The sequence below is a fragment of the Streptococcus sp. Z556 genome, assembly GCF_053010225.1.
In genome coordinates this window covers 144,851-168,235 of sequence record NZ_JBRKNU010000003.1, presented here as the reverse complement: position 1 = coordinate 168,235, position 23,385 = coordinate 144,851, and the positions used below count along the sequence as shown (strand labels likewise).

At 42.0% G+C, this 23,385-nt stretch carries 20 protein-coding genes; 3 read left to right on the top strand and 17 right to left on the bottom strand.

Annotation, left to right across the window (positions count from 1 at the left end; all coding sequences use genetic code 11):
* Window positions 1-30 precede the first annotated feature (30 nt).
* The 13 genes from ACVC7S_RS05260 to leuS form a co-directional block, all read right to left on the bottom strand.
* Window positions 31-537: a hypothetical protein gene (locus ACVC7S_RS05260; protein ID WP_447266427.1), complete on the bottom strand. Its 507-nt coding sequence runs from the start codon at window positions 535-537 to the stop codon at window positions 31-33.
* Between the two features lie 66 nt (window positions 538-603).
* Window positions 604-1,215, bottom strand: a complete 612-nt coding sequence (locus tag ACVC7S_RS05255; protein WP_447266426.1) for a helix-turn-helix domain-containing protein — start codon at window positions 1,213-1,215, stop codon at window positions 604-606.
* A gap of 185 nt (window positions 1,216-1,400) precedes the next feature.
* Entirely contained in the window at window positions 1,401-3,209 is a 1,809-nt protein-coding gene (glmS, locus tag ACVC7S_RS05250; protein WP_447266425.1) for a glutamine--fructose-6-phosphate transaminase (isomerizing), read from the bottom strand.
* A 493-nt stretch (window positions 3,210-3,702) separates the two neighbouring features.
* Entirely contained in the window at window positions 3,703-5,082 is a 1,380-nt protein-coding gene (locus tag ACVC7S_RS05245; protein WP_447266424.1) for a glycoside hydrolase family 1 protein, read from the bottom strand.
* A 107-nt stretch (window positions 5,083-5,189) separates the two neighbouring features.
* Window positions 5,190-7,043, bottom strand: coding sequence for a proline--tRNA ligase (locus tag ACVC7S_RS05240; protein WP_447266423.1), 1,854 nt, complete (start codon window positions 7,041-7,043; stop codon window positions 5,190-5,192).
* A gap of 16 nt (window positions 7,044-7,059) precedes the next feature.
* Window positions 7,060-8,316: an RIP metalloprotease RseP gene (gene rseP / locus ACVC7S_RS05235; RefSeq protein WP_447266422.1), complete on the bottom strand. Its 1,257-nt coding sequence runs from the start codon at window positions 8,314-8,316 to the stop codon at window positions 7,060-7,062.
* A 15-nt stretch (window positions 8,317-8,331) separates the two neighbouring features.
* Complete coding sequence (locus ACVC7S_RS05230; protein ID WP_447266421.1) at window positions 8,332-9,135, bottom strand: phosphatidate cytidylyltransferase; 804 nt, start codon at window positions 9,133-9,135, stop codon at window positions 8,332-8,334.
* Between the two features lie 8 nt (window positions 9,136-9,143).
* Window positions 9,144-9,902: an isoprenyl transferase gene (locus tag ACVC7S_RS05225; protein WP_447266420.1), complete on the bottom strand. Its 759-nt coding sequence runs from the start codon at window positions 9,900-9,902 to the stop codon at window positions 9,144-9,146.
* Between the two features lie 210 nt (window positions 9,903-10,112).
* The gene (locus ACVC7S_RS05220) at window positions 10,113-10,697 is read right to left on the bottom strand and encodes a nucleotidyltransferase family protein (RefSeq protein ID WP_447266419.1); all 585 of its coding nucleotides are present in this window, start codon (window positions 10,695-10,697) and stop codon (window positions 10,113-10,115) included.
* Entirely contained in the window at window positions 10,678-11,676 is a 999-nt protein-coding gene (ruvB, locus tag ACVC7S_RS05215; protein ID WP_071788327.1) for a Holliday junction branch migration DNA helicase RuvB, read from the bottom strand. Before ruvB ends, ACVC7S_RS05220 begins: the two co-directional genes overlap by 20 nt.
* Window positions 11,677-12,160: 484 nt before the next feature.
* Window positions 12,161-12,577, bottom strand: a complete 417-nt coding sequence (locus tag ACVC7S_RS05210) for a GNAT family N-acetyltransferase (RefSeq protein WP_447266418.1) — start codon at window positions 12,575-12,577, stop codon at window positions 12,161-12,163.
* An 11-nt stretch (window positions 12,578-12,588) separates the two neighbouring features.
* Complete coding sequence (locus tag ACVC7S_RS05205) at window positions 12,589-13,284, bottom strand: GNAT family N-acetyltransferase (RefSeq protein ID WP_447266417.1); 696 nt, start codon at window positions 13,282-13,284, stop codon at window positions 12,589-12,591.
* 194 nt (window positions 13,285-13,478) lie between these two features.
* Window positions 13,479-15,980, bottom strand: a complete 2,502-nt coding sequence (gene leuS, locus ACVC7S_RS05200) for a leucine--tRNA ligase (RefSeq protein ID WP_447266416.1) — start codon at window positions 15,978-15,980, stop codon at window positions 13,479-13,481.
* Between the two features lie 314 nt (window positions 15,981-16,294).
* Here leuS and ACVC7S_RS05195 point away from each other — a divergent pair, with 314 nt between their 5' ends.
* The 3 genes from ACVC7S_RS05195 to ACVC7S_RS05185 are packed head-to-tail and all read left to right on the top strand — an operon-like array spanning window position 16,295 to window position 20,087.
* Window positions 16,295-17,335 carry an extracellular solute-binding protein gene (locus ACVC7S_RS05195; RefSeq protein WP_447266415.1) on the top strand — a complete coding sequence of 347 codons (1,041 nt, stop codon included), beginning with the start codon at window positions 16,295-16,297 and terminating at the stop codon, window positions 17,333-17,335.
* A gap of 12 nt (window positions 17,336-17,347) precedes the next feature.
* Window positions 17,348-18,439: an ABC transporter ATP-binding protein gene (locus ACVC7S_RS05190; RefSeq protein WP_447266414.1), complete on the top strand. Its 1,092-nt coding sequence runs from the start codon at window positions 17,348-17,350 to the stop codon at window positions 18,437-18,439.
* A complete protein-coding gene (locus ACVC7S_RS05185) occupies window positions 18,429-20,087 on the top strand; it encodes an ABC transporter permease (protein WP_447266413.1) in 1,659 nt (552 codons plus the stop codon). Before ACVC7S_RS05190 ends, ACVC7S_RS05185 begins: the two co-directional genes overlap by 11 nt.
* 101 nt (window positions 20,088-20,188) lie before the next feature.
* Here the strand turns inward: ACVC7S_RS05185 and ACVC7S_RS05180 are convergent, their stop codons facing one another.
* From ACVC7S_RS05180 to rplQ, 4 genes are all read right to left on the bottom strand, one after another.
* Window positions 20,189-20,881, bottom strand: coding sequence for a histidine phosphatase family protein (locus ACVC7S_RS05180; protein WP_288203328.1), 693 nt, complete (start codon window positions 20,879-20,881; stop codon window positions 20,189-20,191).
* Between the two features lie 236 nt (window positions 20,882-21,117).
* Window positions 21,118-22,455, bottom strand: a complete 1,338-nt coding sequence (locus ACVC7S_RS05175; protein ID WP_000354874.1) for a PFL family protein — start codon at window positions 22,453-22,455, stop codon at window positions 21,118-21,120.
* A 9-nt stretch (window positions 22,456-22,464) separates the two neighbouring features.
* Complete coding sequence (locus ACVC7S_RS05170; RefSeq protein ID WP_447266412.1) at window positions 22,465-22,731, bottom strand: ACT domain-containing protein; 267 nt, start codon at window positions 22,729-22,731, stop codon at window positions 22,465-22,467.
* A 263-nt stretch (window positions 22,732-22,994) separates the two neighbouring features.
* Window positions 22,995-23,381, bottom strand: coding sequence for a 50S ribosomal protein L17 (gene rplQ, locus ACVC7S_RS05165; RefSeq protein ID WP_000331493.1), 387 nt, complete (start codon window positions 23,379-23,381; stop codon window positions 22,995-22,997).
* Window positions 23,382-23,385 lie beyond the last annotated feature (4 nt).

Here is a 23,385-nt window from a genome sequence, read left to right as displayed (position 1 = left end):
AATAGGGAAAAAATTTTCGAAATCTATGAATTACTCAACTATCAGTTCCTGGTCTTTCAAAGTCAATTTCGAGTTTTCTGTCAATTCTGTTTGTTCAAAAGTGTAAATCGTCTCGCCCTTTGTATCGATCATATACCAGGCTTGGTCTTTGCGGACAACTAGGGCAAGCTCCGTGCTATTTTCGTCCTCGTTTTTGACAGACAAAGGAAAGGCCTTGTCCACACCTTCCAGAGCTACTTTCTCACCTGTTTTTAATTCTACTAGGTAGTGAACGCCATCCTTTATACCAAAACTGTAGTCCCCATTAATCTTTGTGTGGCTATCGTAGTCTTTCATTTGAATGGAAGTTCTATCTATACCTTCAAATGCCTTTTTAAAGTGTTCTCTCTGCTCTTCAGCTTTCTCTTTTTCTTGAGACTGAACCGTCTCTTGCACAGCAGCAATCCGTTCCAGGTTTTGTTTTTTCGCTTGTCTTGCCTGATGGATCAAGATCGTACGTATCAAGAAAGAACTAGACAAGACGATACCAATCAGCATAGCAATAATATTTTTTTCTTCTTCATTTTTTCTCCTTAGAGTATACAATATAGGAGTGAGAAAATGCTAATTTATCTGTTTTTTTAAAACAATATAACTTGTAATCAAAATCACAAATAGAACTAATATAAAATTCAAAGTGTGAAATATTCCTATAGGATATGGCGTAACCCACCCCTGTTTGAAAATCAACAATGAAATAAAACCAGTAGCCATAGAAGTAGGCATAAAAGCAATTCCAATTATATTAAGCCAATTCACATAAAACGGTGCTTTTTCTTCTGATAATATTCTTGCGATAAAATATCCAACAATTCCTACCACTTGAATAATTATTGCCCCCAAAATAGCTTCCATTGTTTGTTTTTCATACCATTCAGCAAATGCACAAAACAATCCAATAGCAATAAAGGCTGTTGATGAGATATAAAGTACCTTGCTCGCAAATTCTCTATTTTTTTGTTCTTTATCTACTACCGGTTCAATTCCTTTTAAAATATAATCTGTAGTAACGCCAAAATAATCACTCATTATAATTACTTTTTCTAACTCAGGTGTACTTTGTTCACTTTCCCATTTTGAAACAGCTTGTCTTGAAACACCAACCTTATCAGCAAGTTCTTCTTGTGATATTCCTTTAGTTTTTCTTAAATATTGTATTCTGTCTGCCATATTCATTTGACAACACTCCTTTCTTTTATGATACAATCATAACAATTTCGTTGGTTGCATAGCCACCATTAAAATATAGAAATATGTCAACTTGCAGTTGCAAATGTGTTTTTCAATACAAATCCCTATAAATTCTGATTTGTTATATAGTTACATTATACCCTACTTATGGCAAACTAGACTCTTTTAGCTTATTCTACTGTTACTGACTTGGCAAGGTTACGTGGTTTGTCCACATCAAGGCCACGGTGTAGCGTTGCGAAGTAAGCGACTAATTGCGTTGGCACGACCATTGAGATTGGTGAGAGGTAAGGGTGGACGGTTGTCAGAACGATATCGTCTGTCTCTTTAGCAACACTTTCTTCTGCGATAGTGAGAACCTTGGCACCACGGGCTGCGACCTCTTGGATATTTCCACGAGTATGGTTGGCAAGGACTGGATCTGACAAGAGGGCCAAAACAGGTGTCCCCTCTTCAATCAAGGCAATGGTTCCATGCTTGAGTTCTCCTGCCGCAAAACCTTCACATTGGATGTAAGAAATCTCTTTGAGTTTGAGACTAGCTTCCATGGCTACATAGTAGTCTTGCCCACGTCCAATGTAAAAGGCGTTGCGAGTTGTTTCAAGAAGCTCACGAACTTTAGCATCAATGGTTTCTTTCTCAGAAAGAGTTGATTCGATAGACTGAGCTACGATAGACAACTCATGAACCAGGTCAAAGGCTTGGGCTTTGGCATTGCCATTTGCTTCTCCGACAGCTTTTGCAAGGAAGGCAAGGGCTGCGATTTGTGCTGTATAGGCCTTTGTTGAGGCCACGGCAATTTCAGGTCCTGCGTGAAGAAGCATGGTATGGTTGGCTTCACGTGAAAGGGTTGAACCTGGGACGTTGGTCACTGTCAAGCTTGGAATTCCCATTTCATTAGCCTTGACCAAAACCTGACGGCTATCCGCTGTTTCACCAGACTGACTGATAAAGATGAAAAGTGGTTTCTTGCTGAGAAGTGGCATACCATAGCCCCACTCAGATGAGATTCCCAGTTCAACTGGTGTATCCGTCAATTCTTCCAGCATTTTCTTAGAAGCAAATCCTGCGTGGTAAGATGTCCCAGCTGCAAGAATGTAAATACGGTCTGCCTCTTGAACAGCCTTGATGATAGCCGGGTCTACGACTACTTGACCAGCCTCATCTGTGTAAGCTTGGATCAACTTACGCATCACCGTTGGTTGCTCGTCAATTTCCTTGAGCATGTAGTAAGGGTAAGTCCCCTTACCGATATCTGACAAGTCTAGCTCAGCAGTGTAGCTAGCACGCTCACGGCGATTACCATCATAGTCTTGAACTTCAACACTATCAGCCTTGACGATTACCAACTCTTGGTCATGGATTTCCATGTATTGATTGGTCTCACGAATCATTGCCATAGCATCCGAGCAGACCATGTTGTAGCCATCTCCAAGACCAATCAAAAGTGGTGATTTATTCTTAGCGACATAGATGACATCTGGATTTTCAGAGTCAATCAAGGCAAAGGCATAAGAACCACGGATGATGTGAAGGGCTTTTTTGAAGGCTTCAAGAACTGAGAGACCGTCTTCTTCGGCAAATTTTCCAATCAAGTGCACTGCGATTTCCGTATCTGTTTGCCCCTTGAAGTGGTGACCTGCAAGGTATTCTTCCTTGATTTCAAGGTAGTTCTCAATCACTCCATTGTGGACCAAGACAAAACGTCCAGTCTCCGAGCGATGTGGGTGAGCGTTATCTTCCGTTGGTTTACCATGAGTCGCCCAACGCGTATGTCCGATACCAGTTGTTCCCTCAACGCCAGTAGTTTTAGCAGACAATTCTGCTATACGACCGACAGCCTTAACTAGATGATTTTCAGCACCACCTAGGACAAAAATCCCCGCAGAATCATAACCACGGTATTCGAGCTTTTCAAGCCCTTGAATCAAAATATCAGTTGCATTTGTGTTTCCAACAACACCAACAATTCCACACATAGTATATACGGCACAGACTAGCTGTGCTTTCTCCTTAAATTGGTATAGTCTGATTTCCCTTTTACAGAATCAGCAAAAACAGTATATACTTGTTTTTCTAACTTGTCAAGGATAAAAATTGGTATAGCTTCTATAGAGTTCCTGAAATTGAGATTTCACCTAATAGCTGACAAGGCAGATGCTTTACTTATAATCGTAAGGGGAGGAGGTTACCATGTGATTTTTCTTCGCACTTTCATCTTCTCTTCCCATCTTGTCTAATTTCCCCATGGACGCCTCCTAGCTCTGCTACTACAAGGCCTTGCAGATGGGCAATGCAACTGAGGTAGCTTGTGTCCATAAATTCCATCTCCTCATTAGTCTTGTTTTAGGATTTTTTCTACGAGATATCCAGAGCACTAAAACAATCGGTGAGTGAATCCTGGTTGCAGTTGGAAGCTTGGTGATGATCTTATAATAAAAAGTGAGATGAAGATCACCTCACTTTTTATTCTTAAAATCCATTATTTTCACTGAGCTCTTTGAACCAGTGGCCTGATTTTTTCAAGCGACGTTCTTGTGTTTCTAAGTCTAGCTCGACTAAACCATAGCGATTTTTGTAACTATTGAGCCATGACCAGCAATCGATAAAGGTCCAAATCAAGTAGCCCTTACAGTTAGCACCGTCTTCAATGGAGCGATGAAGCTCAGCAAGATGCCCTTTGACAAAGTCGATACGATAGTCGTCTTGAATCATTCCATTCTCACGGAATTTATCTTCGCCTTCAACACCCATGCCGTTTTCTGTCAACATCCACTCGATATTGCCATAGTTTTCCTTTATATTTTGAGCGATATGGTAAATCCCTTGCTCATAAATTTCCCAACCACGGTGTGGATTAATTTTACGGCCTGGCATGACATAAGGCTCATAGAAATGTTCAGGCAAGAGCGGACTGTCTGGATGCTTGGCAAAACGTGGGGCCATGACGCGCAGAGGCTGGTAGTAGTTGACTCCAAGAAAGTCTACTGTATGCTGGCGAATAAGCTCCAACTCTTCAGCAGTAGAATCTGGCAGTAAATCATGCTCAACTAAAATCTCCACCAATTCTTCTGGATAAGTTCCCAAGACAGATGGATCTAGGAAAGACTGGGCTTGGAAGAGGTCGGCAATGCGAGCAGCCTTGATATCTGCAGGATGTTGACTACGTGGGTAGGCTGGTGTCAAGTTGAGGACAATCCCAATCTTGGAATCAGGCAAAATCTCATGACAGGCCTTTACCGCAAGAGAACTAGCCAGTTGAGTGTTATAAGCTATCTGAACTGCTGCTTTGGCATCTACCTTATGAGGATAGTGGGCATCATAGAAATAGCCAAACTCAACAGGAACGATAGGTTCATTGAAGGTGATCCATTGGTCCACCAAGTCACCGTAAGTCTCAAAACAGAAACGCGCATAGTCTTCGTAAGCCTTAATGGTTGCCTTATTTTCCCAACCATCCCCATCTTCTTGAAGGGCAAAAGGCAGGTCAAAGTGATAGAGATTGACTAAGAGACGAATGCCTTTGGCCTTAATGGCTTCAAAGACCTGACGGTAGAAAGCCACACCTTGAGGATTGACTTTTCCACGACCTTGCGGGAAAATACGTGACCACTGGATAGAAGTACGAAAGGCTGTATGACCTGTTTCTACAAGAAGCTCAATATCCTTTTCCCAGTTTTCGTAAAAAGTCGATGTTTTGTCAGGTCCAATTCCATTATAGTAGCGATTTGGTTCTACTTTGAACCAATAATCCCAGAGATTGTCACCCTTGCCGTCACCAGGCACACGACCTTCTGTCTGTGGTCCAGAAGTAGAGGAACCCCAGACAAAATCCTTTGGAAATTTTAACATACTTATACCTCTTAACTTGATGATGTATTTATTCACTCTCATTATATAAAAAAAACAAGGTAAAAACTAGTTACATTTTTGCCTTGTTTTTCTTCTGATTATAGTTTTTATTTCTTGCTGAGGATTTCAAGCGTTTCAAGCAAGTTGTCTGCGTGAACTTCAATGGTGTCACCAGTTGCCTTAATCTTAACTTCTACGATACCATCAGCTGCTTTCTTCCCAACAGTGATACGGATTGGCAGACCAATCAAGTCGCTATCGCTGAACTTCACTCCGACCCGTTCGTTACGGTCATCTGTCAAGACTTCGTAACCAGCTTCCATCAAGTTGGCTTCCAATTTTTCTGTCAAGACTTGCGCTTCTTCATCTTTAACATTGACAGTAATCAAATGCACATCGAATGGCGCCAATTCTTTAGGGAAGTTAACTCCCCAAGCGTAACGGTATTCACCTTTTGGAGTTTTATTGACAAAGAGGCGAGCGTGTTGCTCCATAACTGCTGAGAGGAGACGGCTGACACCAATACCGTAACAACCCATGATAACTGGCACAGCACGGCCATTTTCATCCAAAACATCCGCACCCATGCTTGCTGAGTAGCGAGTTCCCAGTTTGAAGATGTGACCAATCTCGATACCACGGGCAAAGTTAAGAACGCCTTGTCCGTCTGGGGAAATTTCACCCTCACGAACTTCACGGATATCCACATATTCTGCAGTAAAGTCGCGACCTGGGTTCACACCCGTCAAATGGTAGCCATCTTCGTTAGCCCCTACAACAGCATTGCGAACATCTTGCACCTTGCGGTCAGCAATGATTTTCACATTTTCTGGCAAAGCAACTGGTCCAAGCGAACCAAAGCCTGCTGGGACGACACTTGCGACTTCTTCCTCGCTCGCAACGTCAAAGAAATCTGCACCCAAGTGGTTTTTCAACTTGACTTCGTTGAGTTGGTCATTTCCAACTAGAAGGGCTGCGACAAGCTCACCATCTGCCATGTAGAAGAGGGTTTTAATGGTTTGCTCTTCTGGAACGTTAAGGAAGGCTGCCACTTCATCGATGGATTTAACATCTGGAGTTTCCACTCGAGTCACTTCTTCTTCGGCAACGACACGGTTGCTTGGTTTGTACTCGTTTGTTGCCATTTCTAAGTTAGCCGCATAGCTAGACTCACTTGAGTAGGCAATGGTGTCTTCACCAGAAACCATCCATTTGAGCAATTCTGCCTTGATTTCTTCTTGCACTTCTGCAGGAATTTCATCAAATGAGGCAACTGACTTATCTAAGACAACCCAGCGGTCGAGATCTGTACGAGCAGGTGTAATAGCCATAAATTCTTGGCTGTCCTTACCACCCATAGCCCCACCATCACCGATGATGGCCTTGAAATCCAAGCCACTGCGAGTGAAGATACGCCCATAGGCCGCCTTGTATTCATCATAGGTCACATCCAAGCTATCATAGTTGGCATGGAAACTATAGCCGTCTTTCATGATGAATTCACGCGTACGGAGAAGACCGTTACGTGGACGTTTTTCATCACGGTACTTAGGCTGAATTTGGTAAAGGTTAAGTGGCAATTGCTTGTAAGACTTAACAGAGTCACGAACAATAGCTGTGAAGGTCTCTTCATGTGTTGGACCTAGGATAAAGTCTGACTTTTCACGGTTTTTCAGTTTATAAAGGTCTTCACCATAGGTCTCATAACGACCTGATTCACGCCAAAGATCGGCACTAAGAAGGGCAGGCGCTAGCATTTCCACGGCACCAATCTTATCAAATTCTTGACGCATGATGTTCTTAGCCTTTTCAATCACACGGTTAGCGAGTGGTAGGTAAGAATAAACACCAGCAGAAACTTGACGAACATAACCAGCACGCAACATAAGGGCGTGGCTGATAACTTGAGCATCACTTGGCATTTCGCGAAGCGTTGGGATTAGCATTTTACTTTGTTTCATAATATTCCTCGATTATCTAAAAAAAGAGTCGCATAATGTCATTCCAGGTTACAGCTAGCATCAAGACAACCATGATAACTACACCAGCCATGGTGACATAGGTTTCAATTTCTTGTTTAAGGGGTTTCCGGCGGATAGCCTCTAGGATATTGAGCACAATCTTTCCACCATCCAAAGCCGGGATCGGAATCAAATTAAAAATCCCGATATTAATAGAAATCATAGCTAGGAAGTAGAGGACATTCTCAATTCCATTTTTAGCAGCATCGCTACTTGCCTTAAAAATGGCAACGGGACCACCGAGTTTGTTCAAATCTGGATGGAAAATCAAGTTTTTCAGAGCCGAAAGGATACGGAGCCCCGAGTCAGCAGCAGTTGTAAATCCACCAACAAACATGGATAAGAGGTCTGACTTGATCCCCGGTTGAACCCCGAGAATATAACGTCCTTGATTTTCTTCTGGACTAACAGTGACTTGCTTTTCGCTACCATTTTCAGAAATGGTCACATCCAAGGTCGGAGCGGTCTTGTCCTTGGTATCTGCTTCCACAGCCTGGGTCAAGTCTTGCCAATTCTTAACTTCATGCGAGCCAATCTTGGTGATTTGAGCTGTCTCAGCTATGCCCACCTTAGCCAAAGCTCCCTCAGGCATGACATGAAAGAGATTGGTTTGAGTGTCTCTAACACCACCCTGCAAAAAGATCAGGATCCAAAAAACAACAACACCTAAGATAAAGTTATTCATAGGACCTGCAAAGTTGGTGATGAGCTTGCCCCAGATAGAAGCATTTTGGTACTGTACATCCAGAGGCGCAATGCGTACTTCGGTTCCATCTGCCTCAACAACTGTTGCATCATGATCCACTGCAAAGGTCTTTTCTTCTTCTAAGACCAAACCCTTGATAAAGAGCTTGTCTTCAAAGTCAAACTGAGTTACCTGCATAGGGAGAGCTGTTTGATCAAGTTTCTTCCCAGATAGATTGATTCGTTTGACCTTACCATCTTCGGCAAGTGTTAAACTGACCGGGGTTCCTGTCTTGATCTCCGTCGCATCATCACCCCAACCAGCCATACGAACATACCCTCCTAAAGGAAGGATCCGAATGGTATAAGCAGTTCCGTCCTTACCGATATGGGCAAAAATCTTGGGGCCCATACCAATAGCAAACTCACGGACTAAAATGCCTGATTTCTTAGCAAAATAAAAATGTCCAAACTCATGCACCACCACGATAATCCCAAAAACGAGGATAAAGGTTAGCAATCCAATCATTCAATATTCCTTTCTTTAGAAGAGGCCAAACAAGTGCATGATAGGAAAGACAACTAGCAAACTGTCAAAACGATCCAACACACCACCATGCCCCGGGATAAATTTCCCTGAATCCTTGACACCGAAATGGCGTTTCATAGCACTCTCAATCAAGTCACCAAACTGACCTGCCACACTGAAGAAGACGGCAAAGAGGCTCATTCTATAAATTCCATAAGGGAGAGCAACTGTGCTGTCTACAAGCATGAAGATTGCGGTTACCAGTACCGCACCTAGAATACCTCCGATAAAGCCCTCAATGCTCTTATTGGGAGAAACCCTCGGAGCCAACTTATGTTTACCAAAATTCATCCCTGTCAGGTAGGCTGCGCTATCTGTCGCCCAAACGATAAAAAGGGCCAAAAGTACCTTGTCAAAACCTGCCACCCGAGCATCTAGTAAGGCATTGAAGCCAAAACCAACATAAAAACTCACAGCAATTGGAAAAGCGGCATCTTCAATCGTATAGTTTTTACTGAAAACGGTCGTCCCTAGCATTATGGTAATCAAAACACTGAAGGCAACCACATTCCCATCGACAGGCAAAAATGTTAGGTAATTTTCTAAAGGAACTGTGAGAGCGAAGGTCGCAAAAAGAGTCAAAGCTCCCTCAATGGTCATAGTCTTTAGCCCCTTCATGTGCAAGAGTTCATGGACAGCCAGCATGGCTAACAAACCAATTCCTATCTGCAACAAGAGTCCTCCCACAAACAATACTGGAAGGAAAATGGCCAGGGCCAATACTGCAAACAATGTTCTCTTTTGTAAATCCTTGGTCATATCTTCTCCTAAACTCCTCCAAATCGGCGATTGCGATGGTTAAAGGCAGCAATAGCTTCCTGCAGAGCAGCTTCATCAAAATCGGGCCACAAGGTATCTGTAAAGTAAAGCTCGCTATAGGCTGCTTGCCATGGCAAGAAATTACTCAAACGCAACTCACCACTCGTACGGATAATCAAATCTGGATCTCGCAAATCCTTTGGCAGGTGTTGCGTGAAAAGGTAATCCCCAATCATATCTTCTGTAATGTCGCCAGGATTGATTTTGGCATCTAGAACTTCCTGAGCCAAGCTCTTAAGAGCCTGCGTGATTTCAGCACGACCACCATAATTAAGGGCAAAATTGAGAATCAAGCCTGTATTGTTCTTGGTCAACTCCTCTGCTTTTTTCAAAGCTTCAAAAGTCGGCTTAGGCAGACAGTCTGTCTCCCCAATCATCTGAATCTTAACATTATTTGCATGTAATTCGGGGACGTAGTTATCATAAAATTCGACTGGCAAGTTCATGATAAACTTGACCTCTTGATCTGGGCGCGTCCAATTTTCCGTTGAAAAGGCATAGACTGTGATAACCTTAACTCCCATCTTGTTAGCTGCCTTGGTCACCTTTTGGAGGGCTTCCATCCCCGCCTTATGACCAAAAACCCGTGGTTGCATCCGTTTTTTAGCCCAGCGACCATTTCCATCCATGATGATCCCAATGTGAGCAGGAACCTGTGTTGGAACCTCAACTTCTACAGCTTTATCTTTCTTAAAAAATCCAAACATGATCATATTCCTATTCAAAAATCTATCGTTTCATTATACCATATTTCCCTATTTTCTTCTATTGCTAAGTTACTGCCCCTGCTTGCAGGCAGACAAAAAATAAGCCGCCTGATTGGGCGACTTTATTTTATAGGGAGATTATTATGAAAAAGTTTTAGGAGTTTAAGTTAAGTTCCTCTTAACTTATGAACCTAGTATACCGCCCCTAACTTAAATTTTTCTTAAGTTTTTTGAAAAAGAGAGATTTTTCCATTTTTCTTGCCAATTTTTCTTGGACAACCGCTCTTGATAGAGTTTCATTCGCTCCTCATTATCTAGGAAATGAGGAGTCGGGGAAACCTGAAACTTTAAAATATCCTCTAAACCATAGGGGGCAAAGAGCTCTAATGTGGAATCTTCATTCAAGCGAAGGCCCACCGCCGTGCAACGCTCGGGATACTTACTCATAGCATCACGAGAACTGGTATAGGGCGCAGTGTGAGGACTGTGCAGATGCATATAGACTTGATTTTTTAACTCCCATTGATACTGGGGAAAATTCTCTTTCAGCTTGCGTTCTATACCCAACGTATCTTCGTAAGAGATAGCTGGATCAAAGAAAATCACATCCACATCTGTTTCACGGTCAAAAGGCGATTTGCCTGACAAGAGATTCCAGATGAAATTCCTGACAGAACCTGCCGCCAACCAAGAGTCTTTCAAACCAAGGTCACGGATGATGGTCAGAATAGCCATCATATCAGGATTTTTTCTAACACTATCTAGGATTTCTTGCTCATTTTTCATTATACTCATAGCCCAAATGTTCGTAAGCCTTGGCTGTCGCCACCCGTCCAGACCGTGTCCGCATAATAAAACCTTTTTGAATGAGGTAGGGCTCGTACATGTCCTCCACCGTCTCACGCTCCTCGGCAATATTAACAGAAAGAGTTCCTAGACCGACAGGACCACCACCATACATCTCAATCATGGTACGAAGAATTTTCTGGTCCACATAGTCCAACCCTTCACGGTCTACATCTAGCATGGTCAAGGCCTTATCCGTAATGACATCATCAATCAAGCCATCGCCCATAATCTGGGCAAAATCGCGCACGCGCTTGAGGAGGCGATTAGCGATACGGGGAGTTCCTCGACTACGCAAGGCCAGCTCAGCAGCTGCCTCATGGGTGATTTCCATCTCAAAAATATCTGCCGTCCGCTCAACAATCTCTGTCAAGTCAGCGTGGGCATAGTATTCCATATGACCTGTAATCCCAAAACGTGCTCGCAGAGGATTTGAGAGCATACCCGCACGGGTCGTTGCACCAATCAAGGTGAATGGTGGCAAGTCCAAATGAACACTGCGACTACCTTCCCCTGCACCAATCATAATGTCGATGTAAAAATCTTCCATGGCACTATATAAAACTTCTTCGACAGACATGGGCAAGCGATGAATCTCGTCGATAAAGAGGACATCTCCCGGCTCCAAATCATTCAAAATCGCTACCAAGTCACCTGCTTTTTCAATGACAGGACCAGACGTTTGCTTGAGGTTGACTCCCAGTTCATTGGCAATGACAAAAGCCATGGTTGTTTTCCCAAGTCCTGGAGGGCCAAACAAAAGAACATGATCCAGCGCCTCATCCCGCATTTTTGCGGCTTCAATAAATATTTGTAGCTGATCCTTGACCTTGTCCTGACCGATATATTCACGTAAATATTGGGGACGGAGGGTACGTTCTACCAACTCCTCATCACCCATGATTTCATTATCTAAAATTCTACTCATGTTCCTATTATAGCAAAAATCCAGCCTACAAACAAAAAAGCCACCTGATTGGGTGACTTCTTTAGGGAGATTATTATGAAAAAGAAAAGTTTAGGATTTCATTAAATAAAGTTAGGAGGTCTTTATTTAATGATTATATGATACAAGATGAATCTTAAAGCTAACTTAACTTTTTCTATGATTTATCATTTTTTAAAAATTTTCTCCAAATGGAATTTTTTCTCAAACAACAAAAAAGCCACCTGATTGGGTGGCTTCCTTAGGAGATTATGATGAAAAAGAAAAGTTTGGGATTTCATTAAATAAAGGGTACTCAATGAAAATCGAAATCAGACTAGGCAGATAGACGCAAGCATAACGATAGTTAGCTAAGCCTACTCTAACGAACGCTGGTGAGATTTTCGAAGAGTATTAGGAGGTCTTTATCTAATAACTATATAATACACGAGGAGACTTAAACTTTACTTAATAAAAAATAATTTTTTTATCTTTTTCGATCCACCCAAATCATTCCTGTGCAATCAAAAGTAGATAAGGTTTCAAAGCCCAGAGAACAGTAGAATCCCAAGTTTTTACCTGTTTGGTCTGTCACCAGTTGGACTTGATAGGCATCTTTGTAATCACCTAAAGCCTCTTTCATCAAGTTGCTACCAATCCCTTGGCGCTGATAGCAAGGCAAAACAATCAAATCCTGGATAAAAACCGATGAAAAACCATCTCCGACCAAACGAACCAAGCCCACAACAGCATCGCCATCAAGTGCCATATAAATCGCTAATGAGTGAGACAAGGCCTGCTCCAGCATCTGGGGTTGATGTGTATAGTTTGTCCAACCGACTGCCTGATAGAGATGCAAAACATCCTCTAACTTGACAACTTCTTGCTTTCTAACGCTGATCATGTCATCACCTCTTAGAGTTCTCTCAAACTCTTGTACTGCTGCCCATTTTTATCAAAATTTTCAGGAGACAGCCATGCTTCCAAACGAGCTTTAACTTGAGGCCAGTCCTTATCAATCATAGAGAGCCAATCCGTATCCCTCGTACGCCCCTTATAAACGACTGCCTGGCGGAAGGTTCCTTCATAGACAAAGCCCAAACGTTCAGCTGCTCGTCTGGATGGCAAATTTAGCGCATCGCATTTCCACTCATAGCGACGATAGTTGAGCTCCTCAAAAACATAGCGAGCTAGGAGATATTGAGCCTCTGTCCCTATCCTCGTACCCTTAAGAGCAGGCGAAAAGGTGACGGCACCGACTTCTATTACTCGGTTACTCTGGTCAATGCGCATGAGAGAAAAAGTCCCCAAAGCCTTACCAGTTGCCTTGTCTATAATCGCATAGTAAAAACGGTCCTTACGAGTCAACATCTGGTTTAAAAGGCTGACCAGTTCCTCCCTATCTGCCACTGGTTCCTGAAAGAGGTAGGTCCACATCTCAGGAGGAGTATCTGGACCATAAACAGCTAGTAAATCCTCCGCATGCTTTTCCACCGAAAGAGCCTCTATCCGAGCGTAGCGCCCCTCTAAGAAATCAATGGAAGGCAATTCACCTGGTGTATAACCTTCCATTGACTCACCAATCATCTGATCATATTCATTTACTGGCATCGTTTTCTCCTTGTTTTACTTTTCAAACTTTATAGTTGCCCATAGTATATCATACTTTCATAAGAAGATTCAAAAAATCCTCCAGATTCTACTCTGAAGGATTCCTATATTATTTTACAACGATATTAACCAATTTAGTTGGCTTCAATAGTCCAGTGGACTATTGAAGGTGGCAGACAGAGCTAATAAACTCGTTATTTAACAACGATATTAACGAGTTTGTTAGGTACCGCAATCACCTTCACGATTTCCTTACCGTCAATTTCTGCTTTGACTTTGTCATCAGCCAGAGCAATTTCTTGCAATTCTTCGCGTGATAGATCTTTAGCGACCATGAGTTTAGCACGGACTTTTCCTTTGATTTGGACAACGATTTCGATTTCGTCTTCAACCAATTTGCTTTCGTCCCATGTTGGCCAAGCCACGTAAGAGATGGATTCACCTGTTGCTGCAACTGTTTGCCAGAGTTCTTCTGCCAAGTGAGGTGCAAATGGGGCAATCAATTGGATAAAGCCTTTGGCATAGTCCACATAAAGTTTGTCTTCCTTGTTAGCAGCGTTGACAAAAACCATAAGTTGGGCAATGGCTGTATTGAACTTCATGGACTCGATTTGCTCAGTGACGGATTTGACTGTTTCATTGTAGACCTTATCAAGAGCGCCATTGTTTTCCGCAACGATTTCTTTACTTGTAATCAAACGATAAACACGGTCGAGGAATTTACGGCTTCCTTCCAAACCTTCTTCAGACCAAGCGATCGAAGCATCGAGTGGCCCCATAAACATTTCATAGACACGAAGGGTATCGGCACCGTATTGTTCCACCACTTCGTCTGGGTTGACCACGTTTTTGAGGGATTTAGACATCTTGGCTGGTGCTTGCTCCAATTCTTCTCCTGTTTCTACATGGAAAAAGGAACCATCACGTTTTTCAACCTTATCAGTTGCCACAAGAGCCCCACGGTGGTCACGGTAGCTTGTTCCCAAAATCATTCCTTGGTTAAAGAGTTTTTGGAAAGGCTCCTTAGTTGGAACAACACCGATATCATAGAGGAATTTGTGCCAGAAACGAGCGTAAAGCAAGTGAAGAACGGCATGCTCTGCCCCACCCACATAGATATCTACTGGCAACCATTGTTTGAGGAGGTCCTCGTCAGCCAATTTCTCAGTATTATGTGGGTCAATATAGCGGAGATAGTACCAGCTTGAACCTGCCCATTGTGGCATGGTGTTGGTCTCACGACGACCTTTGACCCCATCTTCACGAATCACTTCAAGCCAGTCTGTCAAGTTAGCTAGTGGACTTTCCCCTGTACCTGAAGGGCGGATGTCCTTGGTTACTGGCAAGACAAGTGGGAGTTCATTTTCTGGAACAGCAGTTGAAGTCCCATCTTCCCAATGAATAATTGGGATTGGCTCACCCCAGTAACGTTGACGGCTAAAGAGCCAGTCACGGAGACGGTAGGTAACCTTCTCTTGTCCACAGCCTTTTTCTTCCAACCAAACCACAATCTTGGCAATAGCATCTTCCTTATTCAATCCATCTAGGAAGTCTGAATTGACGTGAAGACCATCCTCTGTGTAGGCAGCTTCTTCAACGTTTCCACCTTCCAGCACTTCTACGATTGGAAGACTAAACTGTTTGGCAAATTCCCAGTCACGTTGGTCGTGGGCTGGCACAGCCATGACAGCACCTGTTCCATAGCTAGCAAGAACATAGTCGGCAATCCAGATTGGAATTTCTTTGCCATTGACAGGGTTGATGGCATAAGCACCTGTCCAAACACCAGTTTTTTCTTTAGCAAGGTCGGTACGAGCCAAGTCTGACTTGAGACTAGCTTGGTGTTTGTAGTCCGCCACTGCATCAGCTTGCTCTGAGCTTGTGATGGTATCTACTAGTTCATGCTCAGGTGCCAAAACAGTGAAAGTCGCACCAAAGAGGGTATCAGGTCGCGTCGTAAAGACAGTGAATTCCTTGTCTGTTCCTTTTACTTTAAAGGTTACATTGGCACCAGTTGATTTCCCAATCCAGTTGCGTTGCATATCCTTGATAGACTCTGGCCAATCAAGTTCATCCAAGTCATTGAGCAAGCGCTCTGCATAGGCCGTGATTTTAAGCATCCATTGGCGCATTGGTTTGCGGACAACTGGATAGCCCCCACGCTCAGAAGTTCCGTCAGGAAGGACTTCTTCATTGGCAATGGCCGTTCCCAATTCTTCTACCCAGTTTACTGGTACTTCCGCTTCATAGGCCAAGCCTTTTTCGTAAAGCTTGGTGAAGATCCACTGAGTCCACTTGTAGTAGTTTGGATCTGTTGTATTGACTTCACGGTCCCAGTCATAAGAGAAGCCAAGCGCATTGATTTGGCGTTTGAAGTTAGCAATATTTTCCGCTGTAAATTCTGCCGGGTCATTTCCCGTATCCATGGCGTATTGCTCTGCAGGCAATCCAAAGGCATCCCAACCCATTGGGTGAAGGACATTGTAGCCTTGAGCACGTTTGTAACGGCTGAGAATATCCGTTGCTGTGTAACCTTCTGGGTGTCCTACATGCAATCCAGCTCCCGAAGGATATGGGAACATATCAAGAGCATAAAACTTCGGTTTTGAGGCATCTGTTCCTGTCTTAAATGTATGATGTTTCGCCCAGTAGCCTTGCCACTTGGGCTCAATTTCCTTGTGATTGTAAAAACTCATGCTATTTCTCCAATTTTATGATGTTACTATTATACCATTTTTGGGGGAATTTGAAAGTCGAGAAAGAATCTTTTCCCCTCCATTGTCAAGAAAGATTGGACATCACCCCCACTTTATTTATCTATCAAAAAGAGAATAACACCGGATTAGATATAGAACAAATGTGAATTACCATCGATTGTTCCCATAATTCCCTTAACACATAATTCCCATTTTAGATTTCTTTAAGGTTTTTATTATATGATGTAGAACTCTGTAATTAAAAACATTAGATAAACAAACAGAGAATAATGTTCGTAAAAAGGAGAAAAATTATGAAAAAAATACTATCACTTCTCTCTTTCAGCTGGATATTTCTACTTTTGTCAGGATGCTCTTCAACAACCGAAGCTGAAACTAGCATTGAAAATGATACAGATAAGACTTTAGTTATCTATTCGCCTAACCCTGAAGATCTTATTGAAGAAACAATCCCAGCCTTCGAAGAAAAATATGGCATCAAGGTTGATTTAGTCCAAGCTAGTACTGGTGAATTATTCAAGAAAGCAGAGGCTGAGAAAGAAGCTCCTGTAGCCGATGTCATTTTCGGAGGTTCCTACGCACTCTTCTCTTCTAACGAAAAACTCTTTGAGCCCTATACCTCCCAAGAAAACGACCAAATTATCCCTGAATATCAGAATAAAACAGGATTCTACACTCCATACACTCTTGATGTCAGTGTTCTGATTGTCAATTCAGCTTTAACCAAAGATATTAAAATTGAAGGCTATGATGATTTACTTAATCCTAAATTAAAAGGAAAGATTGCTACTGCTGATCCAAGTAATTCTTCTAGTGCCTTTGCTCAATTAACAAACATGCTCGTAGATCAGGGGGGCTATGAAAATGAGCAAGCTTGGACATATGTGAAAAATCTATTTAGCTTAGTAGATGGGAAAATTGCTTCTAGTTCTTCAAATGTCTACAAATCAGTCGCTGACGGAGAAATGGCTGTCGGACTCACCTATGAAGATCCTGCATTGAAACTCTTAAACGATGGCGTTGATGTAAAAGTCATTTATCCAAAAGAAGGAACCGTCTTTTTGCCTGGTAACGCAGCTATTATCAAAAATGCCAAACACATTGAAAACGCTAAAAAATTTATCGATTTCCTTCTTTCTCAAGACATTCAGGATAAACTAGGAACTGAAACAACCATCAGACCCATTCGAAAAAATGCTAAAACCAATAAAAATATGAAATCAATGACAGAAATCAATATCGCCACTGAAGATTCAGATTATGTCATCCAAAATAAATCAGCTATTCTTAAAAAGTACAATGATATTTTCACTAACATTCAATCGAAACAGTAAAAGAGGTTCACTATGAGTGAGATCAAAATTATTAACGCAAAAAAAATCTACCATGACATTCCTGTCATTGAGAATTTAAATGTTACGATTCCAAAAGGAAATCTTTTCACCATTCTTGGACCTTCAGGTTGTGGAAAAACGACCCTTCTTCGAATGATTGCAGGCTTCAATAGTATTGAAGGCGGAGAATTTTACTTCGATGATACTAAAATCAATAATATAGAACCCAGCAAACGCAACATCGGTATGGTTTTCCAAAACTACGCTATTTTTCCACATTTGACTGTTCGAGATAATGTTGCTTTTGGTCTTAAACAAAAAAAGGTTCCAAAAGAGGAATTAGTTCAACAAACCAATAAATATCTGGAACTAATGCAAATTGATCAATACGCAGATCGAAAGCCCGATAAACTCAGTGGTGGACAACAACAACGTGTCGCCTTGGCACGTGCCTTAGCTGTTAATCCAAGTGTTCTCCTCATGGATGAGCCACTTAGTAACCTGGATGCGAAACTTCGCTTAGATATGCGCCAAGTTATTCGAGAAATTCAACACGAGGTGGGAATTACAACTGTATATGTGACCCACGACCAAGAAGAAGCGATGGCTATTTCAGACCAGATTGCTGTTATGAAAGATGGGGTCATCCAACAAGTCGGACGCCCAAAAGAGCTCTACCATAAACCAGCTAATGAGTTTGTGGCAACCTTTATCGGACGCACAAATCTCATCTCAGCTAAACTAAAAAAACGGAGCGACGGTGCTTATATCGTCTTTTCAGATGGTTATGCCCTCCCTATGCCAGCTCTTGATCAGGCTAAGGAACAAGCTATTCTTGTAAGTATCCGTCCCGAAGAGTTTATCAAAGATGAATCTGGTGATATTGAGGGAATCATTTCAGATAGTGTTTATCTTGGACTCACCACTGAATATTTCGTAGAGACTGTATTTTCTTCAAAAATACAGGTGAGTGAAGAATCAACTTTTGAAGAAGATCTTCAAAAAGGGGATCGAATTCGTCTACGAATCAATACTCAAAAGTTAAATGTCTTTTCTGCAGATGGTTCCCAAAATCTTATTACAGGAGTTGGCTATGAAAGGTAAAAAACTAAACATCTGGACTGCTTCTTCCTTCTTCATCTTTCTTACCTATCTTATTTTTCTTGTTTATCCTATCGTTATTGTACTCAAGCAAGCACTCATACATGAAGGTAAATTCTCACTAGCTAATTTTGAGGATTTCTTTAGTAAATCCTATTACTCTGAGACACTAGTAAACAGTTTTAACGTCTCCATTACTTCTACTGTAACTTCCCTAGTTTTAGGGACCTTATTGGCTTACCTCTTTTCTATATATGACTTCAAAGGAAAGAAATTTTTACAGATACTGATTATCATTGCTTCCATGTCAGCTCCTTTCGTAGGGGCATACTCCTGGATTCTCTTGTTGGGACGAAATGGTGTCATCACTAAATTCTTGACAAATGTCCTTCATCTTCCAGCTATTGATATTTATGGCTTCAAAGGAATTGTACTTGTGTTTACACTTCAGCTATTCCCATTAGTTTTTCTATACGTTGCTGGAGCAATGAAAAGAATTGACCATTCCCTTCTTGAAGCCGCTGAAAGTATGGGGGTAATCGGGTTCAAACGTATGATAACAGTTATTTTGCCCCTTTTAATTCCAACTTTACTTGCCGCTGCCCTACTTGTATTTATGAGAGCATTCTCCGACTTCGGAACTCCTATGTTAATTGGTGAAGGATATCGGACTTTCCCTGTTTTAATTTATAATCAATTCATTAGTGAGGTTGGCGGAAATTCTGCATTTGCATCGGCTTTAGCAATTATGGCGATCATCATTGCTTTAACAATCTTCCTCATCCAAAAATATATTTCAAATCGCTATAGTTTCAGCATGAATTCACTCCATCCAATTGAGCCGAAAAAAACTACAAAAGGAAAAATGGCAGCTATTTATGCAACGGTTTACGGAACTATCTTGTTCTCTATTCTACCTCAGGTCTACTTGATTTATACTTCTTTCCTAAAAACATCAGGTATGGTATTTGTCAAAGGCTATTCTCTAAACAGTTACAAGGTAGCTTTCAATCGCATGGGATCTGCTATTTTTAATACGATTCGCATTCCTTTGATTGCTTTGATTCTAGTTGTTTTATTTGCAACAGTTATCTCCTACCTTGCTGTTAGAAAACGAAATTTGTTTACAAACTTAATTGATAGCCTTAGTATGGTACCTTATATCGTACCAGGAACAGTTCTCGGTATTGCCTTTATCTCTTCATTCAATACAGGTATCTTCGGAAGTGGCTTCCTTATGATTACAGGAACAGCCTTCATCTTGATTATCTCCTTATCTGTCCGAAGACTCCCTTATACGATTCGCTCATCTGTTGCTAGCTTGCAACAAATAGCACCTAGTATTGAAGAAGCCGCTGCAAGTTTAGGAAGTAGCCGTCTCAATACTTTCAGTAAAATTACTGTTCCAATGATGTTACCCGGTATTATTTCTGGATCTATTCTATCATGGGTAACAATGATTTCAGAACTATCTACTTCTATCCTGCTATATAATACCAAAACAAAAACTATGACCGTAGCAATCTATACAGAGGTACTCAGAGGAAATTATGGTGTAGCAGCAGCTTTATCAACGATTTTATCTATCCTAACAGTCGCTTCCTTACTGTTATTCATGAAAATCTCTAAAAATAATAACATTACACTCTAATTTTTCCCTATCAAAAACAGCCGAAAGGATGGTCCTAGGCTGTTTTTTCTAATCTCTTATCTCAATACATGACCCGAAGTTTTGACGAACATATTTACTGATTAAATAGAATTTCCTTCCATCTTCTCACGTCCCAGTTCCCGGTAGCTACGGTCACCAACAACCTCAACGCTAAACTGGCCGTCCTCATATTCAAGGATCGTCACGCTACCATTATCGAGACCGTGCGGATGCATGCCATTGATCAGATAAACCATCGTACCAATGGTCATCCCGTGGCTGACAACCAGGGCATTTCCGCCACCGTGTTCTTCCATTTCTTTGGCAATCGACTCAAATCCTTCCTTGATTCGGCCACTAAGTTTTTCCCAACCCTCAGCCCAACCAGCAGTATCAACCTCTACCAAGCCTTCTGCTAGCTCGGCATAGGATAACTGATGAACATGATCCACCTTGAAAACACGCGGAATGACCCCCATAAAGAGATCCCCATCATAGGCCCCATCAAAACTACCAAAGCACCACTCACGGATTCGCTTATCCATACGGTAAGGGATTTTCCCTTGTAAGCCCAGTTCTTCTAGGACGATTCCCATGGTCTGAATGGTACGCCCTGAATCACTGGAATAAGCTCGGTCAAATTGCAAACCAGACTCTCTCAAGCCAATTCCCAGTTCATGGATTCCCAACTCACCTTCTGCGGTTAGAGGCGTATCACTCCATCCTTGAGCACGTCCAATCGTGTTAAACATGGTTTTCCCATGACGGACTAAGTACAATCTTACTTTAGACATTTTCTATCCTCCATTTTCTTCTATTATATCATGGATCAAAGAAATATTTGGCTTTCAAAAGCAAAGCTCCTTCTCCTAATTTTGCCACAAGAAAAGCTACCCTTATGGTAGCTTCCCTAGGAGATTATTATGAAAAAGTTTAGGATTTCTATTAAATAAAGTTAGGAGGTCTTTATTTAATGATTATAGTATACCCAGTCATCCTTAAACCCAACTTAAATCTTCTCTCTTTTTTATTAATTTTTAAAACTATGGATTGGAGCTGGAATTTGGCCACCGCGAGAGATGAAATCAACAGACGAAGCCCCATTGACCTTCATCACTGGTGCTGTCCCTAGCAAGCCACCAAACTCAATCATATCGCCTTCTTTACCCTTTGGAATAATACGGACAGCTGTTGTCTTCATATTAATGACACCGATTGCCGCCTCATCCGCAATCATCGCAGCAATAGTCTCAGCAGGCGTATCCTCTGGAATGGCGATCATGTCCAAACCAACTGAACAGATAGCTGTCATAGCCTCTAGTTTCTCTAAATTCAGAGAACCATTTTGCACTGCTGCAATCATTCCCTCATCTTCAGAAACAGGGATAAAAGCACCAGACAAGCCACCAACCTGGTTACAAGCCATCACTCCGCCCTTCTTAACTTGGTCATTCAAAAGAGCGAGTGCCGCAGTCGTCCCATGCGTTCCTACTGTTTCCAAGCCCATCTCCTCCAGTACTCGAGCCACTGAGTCTCCAACTGCAGGAGTAGGCGCAAGACTTAGGTCGACAATTCCAAAGTCAACACCAAGGCGTTCACTCGCCATTTGCCCAACCAGCTGACCGATACGAGTAATCTTGAAGGCTGTTTTCTTGACTGTTTCCGCTACTACATCAAAACTCTGACCACGAACTTTCTCCAAGGCGCGTTTGACAACACCAGGACCTGAAACACCAACATTGATGATGACATCTGCTTCACCGACACCATGGAAGGCCCCCGCCATAAAAGGATTGTCCTCAACAGCGTTAGCAAATACGACCAATTTGGCAGCACCCATATCTGATAAGTTCGCTGTTTCCTTGATGATACGTCCCATATCTGCAACTGCAGTCATGTTGATGCCTGACTTGGTTGAGCCAATATTGACAGACGAACAGACCTTGTCTGTCTCAGCTAGAGCACGAGGGATCGAATTGATGAGAATTTCATCTCCTTTTTGGTAGCCTTTTTGTACCAAAGCTGAGAATCCACCAATAAAGTCAACACCAATCTCCTTGGCAGCCTTATCAAGAGCCTTTGCCAAAACGACATAGTCAGTCGCATCAGTCGCAGCACCAATTAAAGAAATCGGAGTCACCGATACCCGTTTATTAACAATAGGAATCCCAAGTTCTGCAGCAATTTCATCTCCCACAGCCACTAGATTTGCAGCTTTAGTGGTGATTTTTTGATAAATCTTTTCAGCAGCACGTTCAATATCTGGATCAATACAGTCCAAAAGGGAGATGCCCATGGTGATGGTTCTGATATCGAAGTTCTGCTCTTCGATCATGGCAATGGTTTCCGTAACTTGTCTAATATCCATGATGCCCTCCTAGATATTATACATAGCATCAAAAATCGCTGAACTTTGAATATTGATTTTAACATTCAAGGACTGGCCGAACGTTTCAAACTCATTTCGGAGATAAGTGAAATCCTGCTTTTCGTCACTAGAAACGACCGCCATCATGGTAAAGTATTCATCCAACACCGTCTGAGAAATATCATCAATATTCAAACCCAACTCTGCAATCTTAGTAGACACGCCTGCAACAATACCAGTCTTGTCCTTGCCAACCACTGTAATAATAGCCTTCATCTTTAGACTCCCATTCTACGATTATTAGAAAACCTGAACGTTTTTGATTTTCTTTTTCCTTAGTATAGCATATTTCCATAGAAAATACTAAAAAACGCCTGCTTACGAAGTTGTTCTTAAGAAAAAAACAATTTCGTAAACAAGCGTCTACCCTATCAAATGATGATGAGTGTTCCCGCTAGGACCGAAGTCCCAGCGGTAGACCAGAGCTAGACTAAGAGCACAAGACTCCATCATCATAACACTCAACAAAATTGATGATTTTATACTAATTCGATGATCGCCATTGGCGCAGCATCACCACGACGTGGTTCAGTTTTAAGGATACGAGTGTATCCACCGTTACGTTCAGCATAACGAGGTGCGATTTCTGAGAACAATTTTTGAAGTGCTGTAGTAGAAGTGTACTTATCAGTTGCTTCATCATAGTTTTCAGATGCGATTTCATTACGTACGAAAGCAGCTGCTTGACGACGTGCATGCAAATCACCACGTTTACCTAGAGTAATCATTTTTTCAACAGTTTTACGGATTTCTTTAGCACGAGCTTCAGTTGTCACGATTGATTCGTTGATCAAAAGGTCAGTTGTCAAATCGCGAAGCATTGCTTTACGTTGTGAGCTAGTGCGTCCTAGTTTACGGTAAGCCATGTAT

Excerpts from the sequence above, each read along its gene's own strand:
- ACVC7S_RS05260 (WP_447266427.1), bottom strand. The coding sequence starts at position 537 with ATGCTGATTGGTATCGTCTTGTCTAGTTCTTTCTTGATACGTACGATC.
- ACVC7S_RS05255 (WP_447266426.1), bottom strand. The coding sequence starts at position 1,215 with ATGAATATGGCAGACAGAATACAATATTTAAGAAAAACTAAAGGAATA.
- glmS (WP_447266425.1), bottom strand. The coding sequence starts at position 3,209 with ATGTGTGGAATTGTTGGTGTTGTTGGAAACACAAATGCAACTGATATT.
- ACVC7S_RS05245 (WP_447266424.1), bottom strand. The coding sequence starts at position 5,082 with ATGTTAAAATTTCCAAAGGATTTTGTCTGGGGTTCCTCTACTTCTGGA.
- ACVC7S_RS05240 (WP_447266423.1), bottom strand. The coding sequence starts at position 7,043 with ATGAAACAAAGTAAAATGCTAATCCCAACGCTTCGCGAAATGCCAAGT.
- rseP (WP_447266422.1), bottom strand. The coding sequence starts at position 8,316 with ATGATTGGATTGCTAACCTTTATCCTCGTTTTTGGGATTATCGTGGTG.
- ACVC7S_RS05230 (WP_447266421.1), bottom strand. The coding sequence starts at position 9,135 with ATGACCAAGGATTTACAAAAGAGAACATTGTTTGCAGTATTGGCCCTG.
- ACVC7S_RS05225 (WP_447266420.1), bottom strand. The coding sequence starts at position 9,902 with ATGTTTGGATTTTTTAAGAAAGATAAAGCTGTAGAAGTTGAGGTTCCA.
- ACVC7S_RS05220 (WP_447266419.1), bottom strand. The coding sequence starts at position 10,697 with ATGAGTATAATGAAAAATGAGCAAGAAATCCTAGATAGTGTTAGAAAA.
- ruvB (WP_071788327.1), bottom strand. The coding sequence starts at position 11,676 with ATGAGTAGAATTTTAGATAATGAAATCATGGGTGATGAGGAGTTGGTA.
- ACVC7S_RS05210 (WP_447266418.1), bottom strand. The coding sequence starts at position 12,577 with ATGATCAGCGTTAGAAAGCAAGAAGTTGTCAAGTTAGAGGATGTTTTG.
- ACVC7S_RS05205 (WP_447266417.1), bottom strand. The coding sequence starts at position 13,284 with ATGCCAGTAAATGAATATGATCAGATGATTGGTGAGTCAATGGAAGGT.
- leuS (WP_447266416.1), bottom strand. The coding sequence starts at position 15,980 with ATGAGTTTTTACAATCACAAGGAAATTGAGCCCAAGTGGCAAGGCTAC.
- ACVC7S_RS05195 (WP_447266415.1), top strand. The coding sequence starts at position 16,295 with ATGAAAAAAATACTATCACTTCTCTCTTTCAGCTGGATATTTCTACTT.
- ACVC7S_RS05190 (WP_447266414.1), top strand. The coding sequence starts at position 17,348 with ATGAGTGAGATCAAAATTATTAACGCAAAAAAAATCTACCATGACATT.
- ACVC7S_RS05185 (WP_447266413.1), top strand. The coding sequence starts at position 18,429 with ATGAAAGGTAAAAAACTAAACATCTGGACTGCTTCTTCCTTCTTCATC.
- ACVC7S_RS05180 (WP_288203328.1), bottom strand. The coding sequence starts at position 20,881 with ATGTCTAAAGTAAGATTGTACTTAGTCCGTCATGGGAAAACCATGTTT.
- ACVC7S_RS05175 (WP_000354874.1), bottom strand. The coding sequence starts at position 22,455 with ATGGATATTAGACAAGTTACGGAAACCATTGCCATGATCGAAGAGCAG.
- ACVC7S_RS05170 (WP_447266412.1), bottom strand. The coding sequence starts at position 22,731 with ATGAAGGCTATTATTACAGTGGTTGGCAAGGACAAGACTGGTATTGTT.
- rplQ (WP_000331493.1), bottom strand. The coding sequence starts at position 23,381 with ATGGCTTACCGTAAACTAGGACGCACTAGCTCACAACGTAAAGCAATG.